The sequence below is a fragment of the Corallococcus macrosporus DSM 14697 genome, from assembly GCF_002305895.1.
In the GTDB taxonomy this organism is placed as follows: Bacteria; Myxococcota; Myxococcia; order Myxococcales; family Myxococcaceae; genus Myxococcus; species Myxococcus macrosporus.
In genome coordinates this window covers 7875485-7890666 of sequence record NZ_CP022203.1, presented here as the reverse complement: position 1 = coordinate 7890666, position 15182 = coordinate 7875485, and the positions used below count along the sequence as shown (strand labels likewise).

Genomic DNA, 15182 nt, shown 5'->3' with positions numbered 1-15182 from the left:
GCCGTGAAGCGGTATGACGTCGCCGTGGTGGGAGGCGGGCCCGCGGGGATGGCGGTGGCCATCACCACCGCGCTGCGCGGGTTGAACACCGTCGTGCTGGAGCGCGGTCGCGCGCCCGTGGACAAGGCCTGCGGCGAGGGCCTGCTGCCTCCCGGAATGGCGGTGATGGAGCGGCTGGGCGTCCTGCCATTGCTGGACGACCAGGGCAGCCATCCCTTCGTGGGCATCCGCTACGTTCAGGAGGATGGCAGCACGGCGGAGGGGCTGCTCCCAGGCAAGGGCGCGTTGGGCGTGCGGCGCGTGGCGCTGGCGTCGGCGCTGGTGTCCCGGGCACGCACGGTGGGCGTGGAGCTGCGTGAGCGTACGCAGGTGCTGTCCCATCAGCGGAGCGGCAACGGCGTTGTCCTGCGGACGGCGGAGGGCTCCGTGGAGGCCGCCATGTTGGTGGCCGCGGACGGGCTGGCCTCGCCGCTGCGCCGCGCGGAGGGCTTGGAGGTGGAGCCCACCGGGCCGCGCCGCTTCGGCCTGCGCCGGCACTTCGTCCTCGCGCCGTGGACGCCCTTCGTGGAGATCTACTTCGCGCGGGGCGTGGAGGCCTACGTGACGCCCACGGGCGTGCGGCGCGTGGGCCTGGCCTTCCTCTGGGAGGACGGCGTGGTGGAGGGACGCGTGAGCTTCGAGTCGCTGCTGTCCCGCTTCCCTGCGCTGGAGGCGCGGCTTTCGGGCGTGGAGACGGATTCGCAGCCGCGCGGCGCGGGGCCCCTGGCGCGGGTGTCCCGGGCGAGAATCGCGGACCGCTTCGCGCTGGTGGGCGACGCGGCGGGCTACGTGGATGCCATTACCGGAGAGGGCATGTCCCTGGCCTTCGTGTGCGCGGAGTCGCTGGGGAACCTGCTGCCGGAGGCGCTCATCCAGGGCGCCACGCGGGAGTCGCTGGCGCCTTACGAGCAGTGCTTCCAGCGTGTCTTCCGCAAGTACTCCCGGTCGACGGGAGGGTTGCTCATGCTGGCGCGGCGGCCGTGGCTGCGCCGCCCCGTGGTGCGGCTGCTGGGCAAGACGCCCTGGCTGTTCGAGCGAATCCTGCACGGCATCGTGACCTGAGCGCCGGACGGGAGGTCCTCGCGCAGTCGCCGTTGGATGACACCGGTCGTGCAGCGCTTCGGGGGGCTATTGCATTCCGGTTGCCGGACGGCCGCAAACCCGGTCCACTGCCGCGCCGAGACGTGGACTCAGGGCCCGGGCCGCGCGGGCGTCTTCCCTGTCCTGTCTGGATGGAGCGTCGCACCCATGTCCCTGGACCGTCCTTCCCGGCCCGTGACGAAGTGGCTGCCGTTGGTGTTGCTGATGACGGCGCCGTGGCTCGGAGGCTGCCTCTTCGCGGGTCCCCGTCACCAAGGACCGGTGACGGACCACTTCGACGGTGAGCGGTTCGAGAACCTGGAGCCCGTCAAACGCCTGAGCGCGGACGAGGTCTTCAAGGCGCTGCGCAAGGGGCCTCGCGGTCCCTGGCGTGCATATGAGGATCTGCCTCCGGGAAAGCCGCCACCGGAGCGCGTGGGGTCGGGGCAGCTCCGGGTGACGTTCATCAACCACGCCACCGTGCTCGTCCAGGCGGACGGCCTCAACATGCTGACGGACCCCATCTATTCGGACCGGCCGAGCCCGGTGCCCTTCATCGGGCCCAAGCGCGTGCGGCCTCCGGGCATCCGCTTCGAGGACCTGCCACCCATCGACGTGGTGGTGGTGAGCCACAACCACTACGACCACATGGACCTGCCGACGCTGCGGCGTCTGGAGGAGGCGCACCACCCGCGCTTCATCGTGGGCCTGGGCAACAAGGCGCTGCTGGACGATGAGGGCTTCCAGAACGTGGTGGAGCTGGACTGGTGGCAGTCCACCGAGGTGGCGCCGGGCCGCACGGTGACGGCGGTGCCGGCGCAGCACCGCTCCAACCGCGGGCTCACCGACAACGCGGCGACGCTCTGGGCGGGCTACGTGCTCTCCACGTCCGGCGGGCCGGTGCTCTTCGCTGGGGACACGGGCTTCGGTCCGCACTTCGGGATGGTGGCCGAGCGCTTCGGGCCCATGCGGCTGTCCATCCTGCCCATTGGCGCCTACCGGCCCACGGCCTTCCGGCCCGTGCACATGGGGCCGGTGGAAGCGCTCCAGGCGCACAAGGTGCTGCGCTCCTCCACGTCGGTGGCGATGCACTACGGCACCTTCGCGCTCGCGCTGGATGGCCAGGACGAGGCGAAGTACCACCTGCTGTGGTTGCTGGCCCGTGAGCCCAGGCGCCCGCGCTTCTGGGCCCTGGGCTTCGGCGAGGGCCGAGACGTGCCCGTGCTGGATTGATAGCGCAGCTCAGCCCATGAGAGCTGCGCTATCAGGCGGGGTGGGTGCCCAGGCCTCTCCCCTCACAGCTTCATGCGCTTGAACACCGTCTCCGGAATCGTCCGGATGATGAGCATGATGAGCGCCCAGATGCCGGGCACGTAGACCTCGTTCTTCCGCGAGTCCGCGGCGCTCAGCAGCCCGCGCGCCACCTTCTCCGGCGAGGCGAACAGCTTGTTCTTCGGCAGGTGCGCCGTCATCGGCGTGTCGACGAAGCCCGGCTTCACCGTCACCACCGCGACGTTGGACTTCGCCAGCCGGTTGCGCAGGCCCTGGAGGAAGACGTTGAGCGCGCCCTTCGACGCGCCGTACACGTAGTTGCTCTGCCGGCCGCGGTCACCCGCCACCGACGAAATCACCACCAGCGTGCCGGCCTTCTGCGCCTCGAAGCGGTTGGCCAGCACCGTCAGCAGCGACACCGCGCTCAGGAAGTTGGTGCGCAGCACCGCCTCCGTCGCCGTCCATGAACGCTGCGCCTCCGCCTGGTCTCCCAGCACGCCGTGCGCCAGCACCACGCCGTCCAGCCCGTCCAGCGCCGTGTACGCGGCCTCCACCAGCGCCTCGTGGCTGTCGAAGTCGTTCAGGTCCACCACCTGCGACGCCACCTTCGCCGCGCCGCGCGTGGCGGCGTCCTTCGTCACCGCGTCCAGGTTCTCCGCGTTGCGGCTGGTGAGGTACAGCGAGGCCCCGCGCGCGGCGAGCAGCCGCACCGTCGCCTGGGCAATGGCGCTGGTGGCGCCGAGGACGAGCACTTTCTTCATAGGGGGCGAATCTCGGGAGGAAGGTCAGCGGATGGCAAGCAGGGACCGCGGCGGCGGGGACGCCGTCGCGCCCCGCTCCGCGGCCAGGGAGAAGGGCAGGGACACCGGATTCACCCGCCGCCAGAACGACGAGGAGAACGACGGGTCCACGTACTGCATGAAGCGCTCACGCTGCGGGAAGTACGCCGCGAAGCTCTCCGGGCTCATCCGCGCGTCCTTCGCCGGATACACCGCGCCGCCCGCCTGCCGTGTGAGCCGGTCCAGGTCCTCCACCAGCTTCCACGTCTTCTCGCCGCGGTTGGCGAAGTCCATGGCCAGCGTCACGCCCTCGCGCGGGAAGGACAGCCACCCGGGGGACGGGAGGTCGCCGAAGGTCTTCAGCACCGACAGGAAGCTGGGCAGCCCGCCGCGCGAGCTGCGCTCCAGGATTTCCTTCAACGCATCACGCGCCGTCGAATAGGGCACCACGCACTGGAACTGGAGGAAGCCGCGCCGGCCGTAGATGCGATTCCATCCGTAGATGGCGTCCAGCGGGTAGAAGAACGGGTCGTAGTGCGTCAGCCGCTGCTTCGGCTTGCCGTTCTGCCGGTGGTAATAGAGCCAGTTGAAGGCGGACACCGACAGCCGGTTGAGGCAGAAGGCTGGCATGTCCATGGGCACCGCCAGCCCCACGCCGTGCGACAGGTGGCTCCTGGCCAGCGGCAGTCCGTCGAACTGCGGCGGCGCGAAGTTGCCCCGGTACAGGAGCCCGCGTCCCAGCTTCCTGCCTCGGGCCAGGCAGTCCACCCAGGCCATGGTGAACTCGTAGTCCTTCTCCGACGCGCGGGCGACGTCGAGGAACCCATCCAGGTTCCCGAAGGGCACCGTCTCCTGGAGCACGTACGGGTTGCTGATGGGCTTGAGCTGGATTTCGGCCCACGTGACGAGCCCGGTGAGGCCCAGGCCGCCAATCGTCGCGCCGTACCAGTCCGGGTGCTCATCCGGCGCGCACACCCGCCGGCTGCCGTCCGAGCGCACCAACTCGAAGCGGCGCACGTAGCGGCCGAAGGAGCCGCCCCGGTGGTGGTTCTTCCCGTGCACGTCGTTGGCGATGGCGCCGCCCACCGTCACGAACTTGGTGCCCGGCGTCACCGGCAGGAACCAGCCGCGCGGCGCGGCCAGCCGCAGAATCGTGTCCAGCGACACGCCTGCTTCACAGCGGACCACGCCCGTGGCCGGGTCGAAGGCGATGAAGCGGTCCAGCCCCGAGGTCAGCAGCAGCGTGCCGCCCGCGTTGAGGCATGAGTCGCCGTAGCTGCGCCCCAGGCCGTGGGGCAGCAGGCTGCCGCCCTTCTGGGGCAGGGCGTCCGTGCGCCACACCAGGGCGTGCGTCTCTTGTTCGACTTGGGGGTAGCGCCCCCAGGACTCCCGTGCCTTCATCGCGCCAGACCTCTCACGTGGCGGCCCATAGCACCAACGCGCACACGAGGCCCACGGCGTAGCTCACCCGGTCCCTCAGGGCGAAGACGAGCGGGTCCTCGTTCACCAGCCCGCGGTGGGCCAGCAGCCACACCCGGCCCACCCAGTACAGCATCACCGGGCAGATGAGCCACAGCCGCTCGGGGTGGGCGTACAACGCCGTCACCTCATCGGAGGTGATGTAGAGCGCGAGCACCAGCACGGACACCTGTCCGGAAGCCGCGCCCAGGCTGGCGAGCTGCTCATAGTCCTGGGCCAGATAGCCTCGGCCGTGCGCGGACGTCTCGTTGGACAACCGCAGCCGCCGCACCTCGCTCAGGCGCTTCACCAGCGCGAGCGAGAGGAAGAGGAACATGCTGAACATCATCAGCCAGCTCGACGTGGGCACGTCCACCGCCAGCGCGCCGCCGAAGATGCGCACCGTGTACAGCCCGGCCAGCACCAGCACGTCCAGCATCACCACCTGCTTCAGCCGCAGCGAATAGGCCAGCGTCAGCACGTAGTAGGTGCCCAGCAGGGCGGCGAAGGCGGGTGGCAACAGCAGGCACACCGCGGCGCCGGCCAGCAGCAGCACGGGAGCCAGCATGACGCCGGTGCTCACCGGCAGCGTGCAGGCCGCGAAGGGGCGCGCCTTCTTCGTCGGATGGCGCCGGTCGGCGTCCAGGTCCAGCAGGTCGTTCAGCACGTACACGCTGGAGGCGCACAGGCTGAAGGCCGCGAAGGCCAGCAGGGCCTGGAGCAGCTTGGACGGCTCGGTGGCCTTGTGCGCCGCCAACAGCGGCACGAACACGAGCGCGTTCTTCGCCCATTGGTGCACGCGCAACGCCTTCACCCAGACGCGGAGGCTGGTGGCGGGGCGCTCGAAGACGCGGTGGACGTCGCGGCCCAGGCCTCGCGCCTGCTTCAGCACGCCCGCATGCGCGTGGACCACGACGATGCGGCGGCATTCGCGCCACAGGGGCAGGTCCACCCCGTCGTTGCCCGCATAGTCGAAGGTGCCCAGGAGCTCCTTGAGCTTCGCCAGCTTGCGCGCGCCGGACAGGTTCACCGTCGCCTCGCTGGCGACGACGTCGGAGAAGAGGCCCAGGTGCGCCGCCACCGCGTCGGCGATGCGCCGGTCCGCCGCGGTGGCCAGCACGAGCCGGCGCCCACGGGCCTTCTCCTCGCGCAGCCAGGCCAGGAGCTCCTCGTGGTAGGGGAGGCTGGCCGCGTCCAGGGCGGCACGCCGGGCCACCTCCGCCTTGAAGAAGGCCTTGCCCTTCAGCACCCAGAATGGCGCCAGCAGCAGCAGCCAGGGCGCGCGCTTGAAGAGGACGAGCAGGTTCTCGTGCAGGGTGTCCGTGCGCACCAGCGTGCCGTCCAGGTCGACGGCGAGCGGTACGTCCGGAGAGTCCTCGGGAAGTGGCGTTTGGGGAAGCATGGGCAACGGTGCGACGGAAGCCGCCAGAGGCGGGCAGGGGAGCGCAGACGTCTTCCCCGTGGGCAGGCTCGCCGGGACGGCGGCTGAGTGGAGGCTCAGTCCATCCGAGCGACCAGGAGCGTCTGCAAGGGCAGGTGGCGGATGGGGCGGCTGTGTTCGATGCGGAAGCCCGCGTCGTCCAGGAAGCCCTCCACCTCGGCGGGCGTGTAGGCGGCCGCGCCGGAGGTGAGGAAGTAGTGCAGGCCGATCAGCGGCGCCGCGCTGGTGGGCGTGTCGGCGCTCTCGCGCAGGTACTCCAGCACCGCCAGCGTCCCCCGGGGCGCCAGCGAGGCGCGCACCCGCCGCAGCAGGGCCACGTTCTGCGCGGGGGACAGGTGGTGCATCACTTGAAAGAGCATCACCCCGTCGTACGGGCCGCCCAGCTCCGCGGTGAGGATGTCCCCCTCGCGGTGGGTGACCAGGTGACTCAGCCCCGCCGAGGCGATGATCTCCCGGCCCACGCGGGCGCTGCCTTCCAGGTCCAGCACCGTGGCCTTCAGGCCCCGGTTGCGCAGACACAGCTCGGCGGCGAACCAGCCGTGCGCGCCGCCCAGGTCCAACACCTGCTTCGCCCCGCGGGGCAGGGGGATGGCCGCCGCCACCTCCGGGGCCGCCAGCCGCGCGAGCTGATGCATGGCGTGGATGTAGTCGCGCCAGCGCGCGTCGTCGGGCGCGAAGCCGTGGATGTCCACCGCCTCGCCGCTGCGCACCACGCCCTCCAGCCCGTTCCACCAGTCCCACTGCGCGTAGTTGAACTCCAGGAAGGCCCCCACGTACCGGGGCGAGCGCGGATCCAACCAACGCCGGGCGCGCGGCGCCAGCCGGTAGCGGCCACCGCGCTGCCGCTCCACGGCCTCGCAGGCGACCAGCGCCTCCAGCAGCGTGCGGGTGCCCTCCTGGGACAACTTCAGCCTCGCCGCCAGCGTCTCCGCGGACACCGGGCCATCCGTCAGGGCCTCGTAGACGCCCAGCCGCGCGCCGGCCATCAGCGTGCGCGACGCCATCATCCCGAAGAAGGCCTGGGCCACCGGCTGCGGGGCCAGGTTGAGCCAGTCCGCCACGCGCTCCAGCAGGTTGTCCGCCTTGAGCCCCAGCCTCATGCGTGTGCTCCTAACGCCTGCGCCTGTACCCACCCACGGCGGCCAGGCCCACGACGACGAGCGCCGCCTGGGCGCCCAGCACGCAGCCTTGCTGGTCCGCCTGGCGCACGCCAGTGTAGCGGCAGAGGCCGTCGTCGCAGGTGAAGCGGGGTGAGCAATCCCGGGTGCTGCGGCAAGAGGTATTCACCCTGCCTGTACTGTCGTCGCCCTCGGGGTTGTCGCGGTCGGCGCCGCCCTCCCCGACGGAGGCGTCGGGCAGGCCCGCGTCGAGCCCTCCGTCGGATTGGGCCGCGGCCCCCAGGGGCAGCAGGAGGAGGAGGCAGGCCAGCAGGTGGGAACGGGAGGGGAACATCGAGGCCGTCACCCTAACCGCCTGAAGGGGCGGATGCATCCTCCGCGGTGCCAGGAGCACCCGGGGGCAGATTGTCTGACCCTTCGGCTGGCATCTGGTACGGTACGCCCCGCGATGGCACCCCGAATCCTCGTCGTCGATGACAATCAGGAGCTGTTGTCCCTCCTCACGCAGCTCTTCGAGGAGGCGGGCTATGAGGTCATTGGCGCGAACCGCGGCAAGCAGGCCGTGGAGCTGGCCAAGGCCCAGCCGCCCGCGGCGGCCGTGCTCGATATCCTGCTGCCCGACATGATGGGGTACCACCTGGCGGACGCGCTGCGGAAGGAAAACCCCCAGCTCCCGCTCCTCTTCATCACCGGCGTCTTCAAGGGCGGCAAGCACGCCGTGGAGTCGCGCACCAAGTACCAGGCCGCCGGCTACTTCGAGAAACCCTTCGAGGCCCAGAAGCTGCTGGAGGCGATGACCAAGGTGCTGCCTCCGGAGAAGTCCGCGCCGGCGGCCGCGTCGCTCCAGGACGCCTTCGAGGTGGAGCTGGACATCGACGTGGAGGAGGAGGGCCCGCAGGACGCCATGGAGCTGACCGGCCGCATCAAGGTGACGGGCGGCGGCAACATCACGGCGGAGATTCGCGGCGCCAACCTCACGGCCAGCCCGATGCAGAAGGTGCCGTCCACCCAGGTGCGCCCGCCCACGCCGGGCCGCCCGCCGGACCCGCCGCCCGCGGGCGCGCCGGGCAGCCGCCGCGGCGAAATCCGGGACAACCTGCCCTCGCTCCTCACCGCCTTCTACCTCTCCCGGGAGACGGGCGAACTGGGCGTGCAGAAGGGCAAGGTGAAGAAGGTCGTCTACTTCGAGAAGGGCACGCCGGTGTTCGCCCTCTCCAACCTGCTGGCGGACCGCTTCGGCCAGTTCCTGGTCCGCGTGGGCAAAATCAAGCCCGAGCAGCTCCAGGACGCGTCAGCGGTGGCCGCGCAGTCCAACCGCCGCACCGGCGACGTGCTGGTGGAGCGCGGGCTGCTCAAGGACACCGAGCGCCTCTACTACGTGGGCCAGCAGGTGAAGGCCGTCATCTACTCGCTCTTCGCGTGGGATGAGGGCTCGTACGTGCTGAGCTTCCGGGAGAAGGCGAGCGCGGAGTCCATCAAGCTGGACGTGCACCCGGCCAACCTCATCGTCCGGGGCATCAAGAAGCTCTACAAGCCGGAGCGCCTGCGCCGCCTGCTCCAGCCGGAGGACCGGCTCATCCCCGCCGTGGCCCCGGCGTACCAGCTCAATGAAGTGGAGCTGGAGCGGTGGGAGGCGGAGCTGCTGCCGAAGATTGACGGCAACCGCACCGTGGCGGAGCTGCTGGCCTTCGCCAACCGCCCCGAGCACGTCGTCTACGGCTTCCTGGTGGCGATGATGTCGCTGGGCATCCTGGACAAGCGCGGGTAACCGCCGCGCCGTCCGTCCCCGCCGTGCCGGGCGGGGACACCGCGTGCGGGGCTCAGCCGCCGACCAGCCGCGAGCCCATCCAGAACAGGCCCAGCGCGGCGGAGCCCACGGCCACCGTGCGCTGCACCCAGAGGGTGATTCGCGCGTTCAGGCGGGCGATGCCCTCCGCGAAGAGCAGCCCCACCACGCCCATGCCGATGAGGATGCCCAGCGCGAAGCCGGGCAGGTACATCCACGCGGCCACGCTCATGCTGCCGCCCACCAGCAGCGGCGGCAGGGCCAGCAGCAGCGAGCGCACGCCGCTGACGGCCATCAGCGCGCCAGCGGTGGTGCTCACCGTGTGCACGTGCTGATGCGGCTCCTGGGTGTGGCCGGGCAGGTGCGGGTGGCCGTGGCTCACGCTATTGGGGAAGAGCAGGGCGGCCACCGCGAGGGACACCAGCACGGCGCCGCCGAAAATCTCGGCCCAGCGCTCGAAGGTCTCCGACAGGCCCACGCCCGCCAGGATGCAGACCGCGGCGATGCCGCCCAGCATGGCGGCGTGTCCCAGCGCGAAGCGCACGGCGGTGGCGATGGCGGCGCGGCGCCGGCCTCCCCCCAGGGTACCGAGGGTGGCCATGGCGGCGCAGTGGTCCGGGCCCACGGCGTGGAGCATGCCTTGGGACAGGCCAAGCAGGAAGGCGAGGAGAATGGGCTGCACGACGCGGCACCCTAGCCGTGCTTCAATCGGGAGGCCAGCAGGAGAGGAGAACCGACCCTTCATGAGGATGACCACCCGACGGCTGTCCGCCGTCATGCCGCTCGCGCTCTGTCTGCTTTTGTCGCCTGGGTGCGACAAGGGGCCCGACCAGCTCCGGGACGCGGAGAAGTCCTACCGCGAGCTCATCGACCGCCGCGTGTCCCCCCAGGACGCGGCCTGGGACCCCGTCATCGCCTCCTTCGAGGCCATCCCCCAGGACTCCAAGGCCCGTCCCGCCGCGGAGCAGCGCATCGCCGCCATCCGCCGCCTGCGGGGCAAGCTGCCGGCGCGTCCCCTGGCCACGCCGGGCGCCACGGGGCCCGGCACGTCTGAAGCGGACGCCAAGCGCGCCGCCTGTGAGGCCCTGGCCATCCGGCTGGGGCAGACGCCCGAGGGCCCCGCGCGCGAGCCCCTGCGCCAGACGCTGGCCGAGTGCCGCAAGGCGCTGGTCAAGCTGGAGGCCCACAGCCATCCGCCCGGGGAGCATGGCCACGACCACGGCGAGGAGCCGGGGCACGGGCCTGGCGCGGCACCCACGCCTTAGCGGGGCGGCGCCTGCTGGGCGTTGAGTGGCGCGGGCTTTGTGACTAATGAGCCCGCATGCCCATCCCCCAAGCAGGTGACAAGGCCCCCGCCTTCCAGGTCCCCGACCAGGACGGAACTCCGGTCTCGCTCGCGCAGTTCGCGGGACGCAGTGTCGTCCTCTACTTCTATCCGAAGGACGACACGCCCGGCTGCACGGTGGAGGCGTGTGGCTTCCGCGACGAGCACTCGGCGCTGGAGGCCGCGGGCGCGGTGGTGCTGGGCGTCTCCGCCGACAGCACCGCGAGCCACCGGAAGTTCGCCAACAAGTTCAACCTGCCCTTCCCGCTGCTCGCGGACGTGGACCACGCGCTGTCCGAGGCCTACGGCGTCTGGGGCGAGAAGTCGCTCTATGGCCGGAAGTTCCTGGGCATCACCCGCGCCACCTTCCTCATCGGGCCGGATGGCGTGGTGAAGCAGGTGTGGCCCAAGGTGAAGGTGAATGGCCACGTCGCCGAGGTGATGGCCGCGCTCAAGGGCGAAGCTCCGTCGGCATCCGATGCGGGTGCGAAGAAGGCGCCCGCCGCGAAGAAGCCGTCCGCGGGGAAGAAGGTGGCCGCCGCGAAGAAGGCCCCCGCGGGGAAGACCGCCGCGTCCCCGAAGGCAGCCACGCCCCGGAAGGCGGCGGGAAAGAGCGCCAAGGCCAGGACGGCACCTGCGGGGAAGGCGGCCACGCCCCGGAAGGCGGCGGGAAAGGGCGCCAATGCCAGGACGGCACCTGCGGGGAAGGCCGCCGCGACCCGGAAGGTGGCGGGAAAGGGCGCCAAGGCCAGGACGGCACCTGCGGGGAAGGCCGCCGCGAAGAAGGCGCCCACGGTGAAGAAGCCTGGGGCCGCCAAAAAGGCGGCGAGGAAGGCCTCCAGGCGGTAACGCTCAGAGGGCAGGTGGAAAGGGCGCCCGGCCGCGAAGTGGGCTTCCTCGACGAAGAAGAAGCCCTCCGCGTGGGGGCTTCAGGCGGCGCGGAAGAAGGCTGCTCCGGCCCCCGGCTGGGGCTATATGGGGAGTCCGGGCCGTCTGTCGTCATGCGGGCGGGAAGTCACCCCGTGGTCTCCACGCCCGGCGTGCCCCATCTTCGGGAAGTACGAGCAATCAGATTGAAGGGACTCGGAGGAGTCGACATGCGCGAGCGGAATTTTCGGCGGTGGGGTACGACGGCGGCGGTGGTGGCGGGCGCGGTTCTGGCCGTGGGCTGCAGGGGCCTGCCGGAGACCGGTGGCACTCAGCCGGATGAGCCGCGGGGCAGCCTCGTGGCCCAGCGCGGCGACCAGCCCGACGCGATGAAGAACATGGAGGGCGGCGACACCAACAAGCCGCTGCCGCCTTGGACGCTGCCGGCGAACCGGGGCTACAACGGCACCATCGCGCAGATTGGCTCCAGCATCGACCCGCGCACGGCGAAGAACGACGGCACCCAGGGGCGCTCCATCGTGGATGACGCCGGCAACATGATGGGTGACCGGTACAACGTGGAGGGCGGCGCCGCGTACTCGCCCGCGGCTCACGGCCTGGGCGGCGAGGACGGCGCGGCCGTGGGCGGCAAGCGCGGCGGCCACTACAGCGGCTACGCCCCGCTGGGCTGGCAGGACCGCAGCGGCCCCTACATCCGCTGAAGTCATTCCGGGGCGGCCGCGTGTCGCCCCTCCATCGCTCCCGGTGGCTTCCACCGGGAGCGCGGCCTCCGCCCCTTCAGCGGGAGGCCAGCATCACCTCGGTGGGGTCGCGGCCGGTGAAGGTGCTGACGAGCCCCTCCGCCAGCGCCTGGTGCTCCGGGCTCCCCAGCGCGGCGAGCCGGTCCTCCGCCGGGTGCGCGAAGCGGGCGCTGAGCGCGTCGAGCCGCCGGTGGGCCTGGGCAATCCGCTCCCGGGAGACGCGGCCCGACTCCACCGCCTTCACCAGCGCTTCGATGGCGCGGCGCTGCACCTCCGCGTCGTGGCACACCAGGAACAGGTCCACGCCCGCGAGCGTGCCCTGCACCGTGGCCTCCTCCACGGAGTAGTGGCCGGCGATGGCCTTCATCTCCAAGTCATCGCTCACGAGCACGCCGTCGAAGCCCAGCTCCTCGCGCAGCACGCCCTGGAGCACGCGCGGGCTCATGGTGGCGGGCACGCCCGGGTCCAGCGCATCGAAGAGGACGTGCGCCGTCATCAGGGACGCGAGCCCCGCCTGGGCGAAGGCGCGGAAGGGCACCAGCTCCACGCGGCGCAGGCGCTCCAAATCATGCGGCAGCCGCGGCAGCGTCAGGTGGCTGTCCGTGGTGGTGTCGCCGTGCCCGGGGAAGTGCTTGCCACACGACGCCACGCCGCCCGCCTCCAGGCCTCGCGCGAGCGCCACGCCCAGCCGCGCCACCTCCTCCGCCTCGCGGCTGAAGCTGCGGTCTCCAATGACGGGGTTGGCCGGGTTGGTGTCCACGTCCAGCACCGGCGCGAAGTCATAGTCGAAGCCCAGCGCGCGCAGCTCGTACGCCAGCAGCCGGCCCACCCGCTCCACCTGGGCCGCGTCGCCGCGTTGTCCCAGCTCCCGCATGGGCGGCAGCGTGGTGAAGGGCGCGCCGCGAAGCCGGGCCACGCGCCCTCCCTCCTGGTCCACCGACAGGATGAAGGGGCGGCCCGCGCGGGACTTCAGCGCGTGGCACAGGGCGGCGGTGTCCCCGGCGCTGCCCACGTTGCGCTTGAAGAGGATGGCGCCATAGATGCCGTCATCCATCAGCGCGGCCAGCTCGCTGTCGATGTCGGTGCCGGGAAAACCCACCATGAAGAGGCGGGCGCAGTCGCGGTAGAGGGTGGAGGAGGTCGTCACGGCCGGCAGTCTGTCAGAAGCCAGGGGGCGGGTGCGCGGCGGGAACGCCATTCCCCCGGAAGCGTCGGCTGCCCGGCAGGCCGCAGGGCGTCGAGGCGCGCTACTGGAGGATGGCCCCCTGGGCGAAGCGCTTCACCACCATCAGCAGCTCGTCCAGGGAGAAGGGCTTGGGGAGGAAGGCCGCGCAGCGGAGGTTCCTCCAGTAGTCCGGAGGGCTGGCGCTCATCATCACCACCGGGATGTCGCGCAGCAGCGGATTGCGCTCCATCGCCTCCAGCAGGGCGGGGCCGTTCATCACCGGCATCATGTAGTCGAGCAGCACCAGGCATGGGCGCTCCTCGGCCATCCGCTCCAGGGCCTCCTTCCCGTTGAGCGCGATGGCGGTCCGGTAGCCTTCGTCGCTCAGGAGGTCGCGCATGGCTTCGACGATGCCGAACTCGTCATCGACGATGAGGATGGGGCCCATGCCTAGGTCCCCTGATGCCCGCCGCCGGGATGCCGGGGCTCGGACCGCGCCGTCGTCCGCGGCAGGCCCGTCATCATCGACTCGACGTCCGTGAAGGTGCCCGTGACCTCCATCCCATTCGAGCTGATGCGCAGCTCGCGCAGGGCCACGTCATGCGGGCTGTTGCGCAGCTTCAGCACCGTGACGAAGCGGCGCAGCTCGGAGTCCAGCTCGGCCTGCCGCAGGAAGAGGACGTTCTCCGCCACCATGGAGATGCCCTTCATGGGAAAGGCCACCTCGGGGCCGAACGCGGCGGCGGCTTCGACGGAGTAGAGCAGCGTCACCCCGCGCATGCGGCACTCGTTGACCAGCGCGGCCAGGAAGCGGGACACGCGCGGCATGCGGATGGCCGCCCTGCGGAGCGCGTCATACCCGTCCAGGAAGAGCCGCCGCACCCCGTGCGTCCGGATGACGTCCAGGAGCTGCACGCCGAGCTTGTCGAGCAGGTTCTCCGTGGGCGGCCGGAAGCTGACCTCGAAGTCCCCCCGGTCGATGAGGGGCTTCAGGTCCAGCCCGATGCCCGCCGCCTGCGCCACCATGCGCTCGGGGGAGTCATAGAAGGCGAAGTAGTGGACGCGCTCGCCCCGGCGGGCGCCCTCCGCGAGGAAGTTCAGCCCCAGCAGCGTCTTCCCGCTGCCGGGCGGCCCCAGCAGGATGGTCGTCGAGCCCTGGGGCACGCCGCCAGACAGCATCGTGTCCAGGCCAGGGATGCCCAGCGCGCACTTCGCCTCCAGCGGCGGTCCCGGAGGAGGGCCGGACTCCGCGAGCACCTCCAGCCGCGGGTAGACGACGAGGCCGTCCTGGGTGATGTCGAAGCTGTGCTTGCCCAGCAGATAGGGACTGCCGCGGAACTTGCGCACGAACAGCTCGCGCACGGCGCGCGCGCCGAACATGCGCTGCTTGAGCAGCAGCAGCCCGTCCACCATGGTGTGCTCGGCGCGCAGGCCCTGGCCCCGGCCGGTGGTGAGGATCAGCGTGGTGCAGCCCATCAGGCCCGTCACCACCTGGAGGCCGTGGATGAACTTCTTGATGGCCTGCTGCGACGGCGCCACCTCCTCCGCGGCCACCAGCCCATCCAGCACCAGCAGCGTGGCCTGGTGGTTCTTCGTCTCCTTGCGGATGAGCTCCGCCAGCGCGTCCAGCCCGCCCTGCTCCAGCACGGTGAAGGCGCTCAGGTAGGTGATGGCGTTGGGCAGCAGCGTGGGGTCGAAGAAGGACAGCGAGGACAGGTTGCCCACCAGCTCCGTGTGCGACTCCGCCAGCAGCGTCAGGTAGAGCACACGGCCGCCGTGACGGCTCGCGTGGTGGAAGCACACTTGGTTGGCGAAGATGGTCTTCCCCGAGCCCGGCAGGCCCAACAGCATGTAGGTGCGGGCCTTGCGGAGGCCGCCGTGCAGCACGGTGTCGAGTCCAGGGATGCCCGTGGAGATCCGTTCCGCCACGCGTGGAGTGCCTTCGGTCATTTCGCGTTCCCTTTCCTGGGCCCGGCCCGGGTGTGGCCCCGCTGGAATGATGGGAGCAGTGCGCTCGCCTTCTCAGGGGAACACTTCTTGCCACAGCGCCTCTTCCGAGCTGCCGCTGAGGCACCGCGGCTCCAGCGGCATT

At 71.0% G+C, this 15182-nt stretch carries 15 protein-coding genes; 6 read left to right on the top strand and 9 right to left on the bottom strand.

The features are described 5' to 3' along the window. Positions 1 to 3: 3 nt before the first annotated feature. A complete protein-coding gene (locus MYMAC_RS31920) occupies positions 4 to 1101 on the top strand; it encodes an NAD(P)/FAD-dependent oxidoreductase (RefSeq protein ID WP_095960796.1) in 1098 nt (365 codons plus the stop codon). 186 nt (positions 1102 to 1287) lie between these two features. Then, on the top strand, positions 1288 to 2352 hold the full coding sequence (locus MYMAC_RS31915; protein ID WP_095960795.1) for an MBL fold metallo-hydrolase: 1065 nt from the start codon (positions 1288 to 1290) through the stop codon (positions 2350 to 2352). Positions 2353 to 2414: 62 nt separating this feature from the next. On the opposite strand, the gene MYMAC_RS31910 is transcribed toward MYMAC_RS31915, so the two are convergent. The 5 genes from MYMAC_RS31910 to MYMAC_RS31890 all read right to left on the bottom strand — a co-directional run bounded on the left by MYMAC_RS31910 (position 2415) and on the right by MYMAC_RS31890 (position 7521). After that, positions 2415 to 3152, bottom strand: coding sequence for an SDR family oxidoreductase (locus MYMAC_RS31910; RefSeq protein ID WP_095960794.1), 738 nt, complete (start codon positions 3150 to 3152; stop codon positions 2415 to 2417). A gap of 24 nt (positions 3153 to 3176) precedes the next feature. Continuing rightward, positions 3177 to 4571: an FAD-binding oxidoreductase gene (locus MYMAC_RS31905; protein WP_095960793.1), complete on the bottom strand. Its 1395-nt coding sequence runs from the start codon at positions 4569 to 4571 to the stop codon at positions 3177 to 3179. 13 nt (positions 4572 to 4584) lie between these two features. Further along, positions 4585 to 6030: a UbiA family prenyltransferase gene (locus MYMAC_RS31900; protein ID WP_204817079.1), complete on the bottom strand. Its 1446-nt coding sequence runs from the start codon at positions 6028 to 6030 to the stop codon at positions 4585 to 4587. Between the two features lie 95 nt (positions 6031 to 6125). Next, on the bottom strand, positions 6126 to 7169 hold the full coding sequence (locus tag MYMAC_RS31895; protein WP_013937737.1) for a class I SAM-dependent methyltransferase: 1044 nt from the start codon (positions 7167 to 7169) through the stop codon (positions 6126 to 6128). 10 nt (positions 7170 to 7179) lie between these two features. Further along, positions 7180 to 7521 (bottom strand): MXAN_6627.5 family MYXO-CTERM protein, encoded by a 342-nt coding sequence (locus MYMAC_RS31890; protein WP_043712744.1) that lies wholly within the window; start codon positions 7519 to 7521, stop codon positions 7180 to 7182. Between the two features lie 114 nt (positions 7522 to 7635). Here MYMAC_RS31890 and MYMAC_RS31885 point away from each other — a divergent pair, with 114 nt between their 5' ends. Further along, complete coding sequence (locus MYMAC_RS31885) at positions 7636 to 8955, top strand: response regulator (RefSeq protein WP_204817074.1); 1320 nt, start codon at positions 7636 to 7638, stop codon at positions 8953 to 8955. Between the two features lie 52 nt (positions 8956 to 9007). On the opposite strand, the gene MYMAC_RS31880 is transcribed toward MYMAC_RS31885, so the two are convergent. Further along, a complete protein-coding gene (locus MYMAC_RS31880) occupies positions 9008 to 9655 on the bottom strand; it encodes a hypothetical protein (protein WP_095960792.1) in 648 nt (215 codons plus the stop codon). Positions 9656 to 9722: 67 nt separating this feature from the next. Here MYMAC_RS31880 and MYMAC_RS31875 point away from each other — a divergent pair, with 67 nt between their 5' ends. The 3 genes from MYMAC_RS31875 to MYMAC_RS31865 all read left to right on the top strand — a co-directional run bounded on the left by MYMAC_RS31875 (position 9723) and on the right by MYMAC_RS31865 (position 11886). Then, positions 9723 to 10238 carry a hypothetical protein gene (locus MYMAC_RS31875; RefSeq protein ID WP_013937741.1) on the top strand — a complete coding sequence of 172 codons (516 nt, stop codon included), beginning with the start codon at positions 9723 to 9725 and terminating at the stop codon, positions 10236 to 10238. Positions 10239 to 10294: 56 nt separating this feature from the next. Beyond that, complete coding sequence (gene bcp / locus MYMAC_RS31870) at positions 10295 to 11146, top strand: thioredoxin-dependent thiol peroxidase (RefSeq protein WP_095960791.1); 852 nt, start codon at positions 10295 to 10297, stop codon at positions 11144 to 11146. Positions 11147 to 11394: 248 nt separating this feature from the next. After that, on the top strand, positions 11395 to 11886 hold the full coding sequence (locus MYMAC_RS31865; RefSeq protein WP_095960790.1) for a hypothetical protein: 492 nt from the start codon (positions 11395 to 11397) through the stop codon (positions 11884 to 11886). Positions 11887 to 11962: 76 nt separating this feature from the next. Here the strand turns inward: MYMAC_RS31865 and nagZ are convergent, their stop codons facing one another. The 3 genes from nagZ to MYMAC_RS31850 form a co-directional block, all read right to left on the bottom strand. Next, positions 11963 to 13072 (bottom strand): beta-N-acetylhexosaminidase, encoded by a 1110-nt coding sequence (nagZ, locus tag MYMAC_RS31860; RefSeq protein WP_095960789.1) that lies wholly within the window; start codon positions 13070 to 13072, stop codon positions 11963 to 11965. Between the two features lie 100 nt (positions 13073 to 13172). Further along, entirely contained in the window at positions 13173 to 13538 is a 366-nt protein-coding gene (locus MYMAC_RS31855) for a response regulator (protein WP_013937745.1), read from the bottom strand. 2 nt (positions 13539 to 13540) lie between these two features. Continuing rightward, positions 13541 to 15040, bottom strand: a complete 1500-nt coding sequence (locus MYMAC_RS31850; RefSeq protein WP_095960788.1) for an ATPase domain-containing protein — start codon at positions 15038 to 15040, stop codon at positions 13541 to 13543. Positions 15041 to 15182 lie beyond the last annotated feature (142 nt).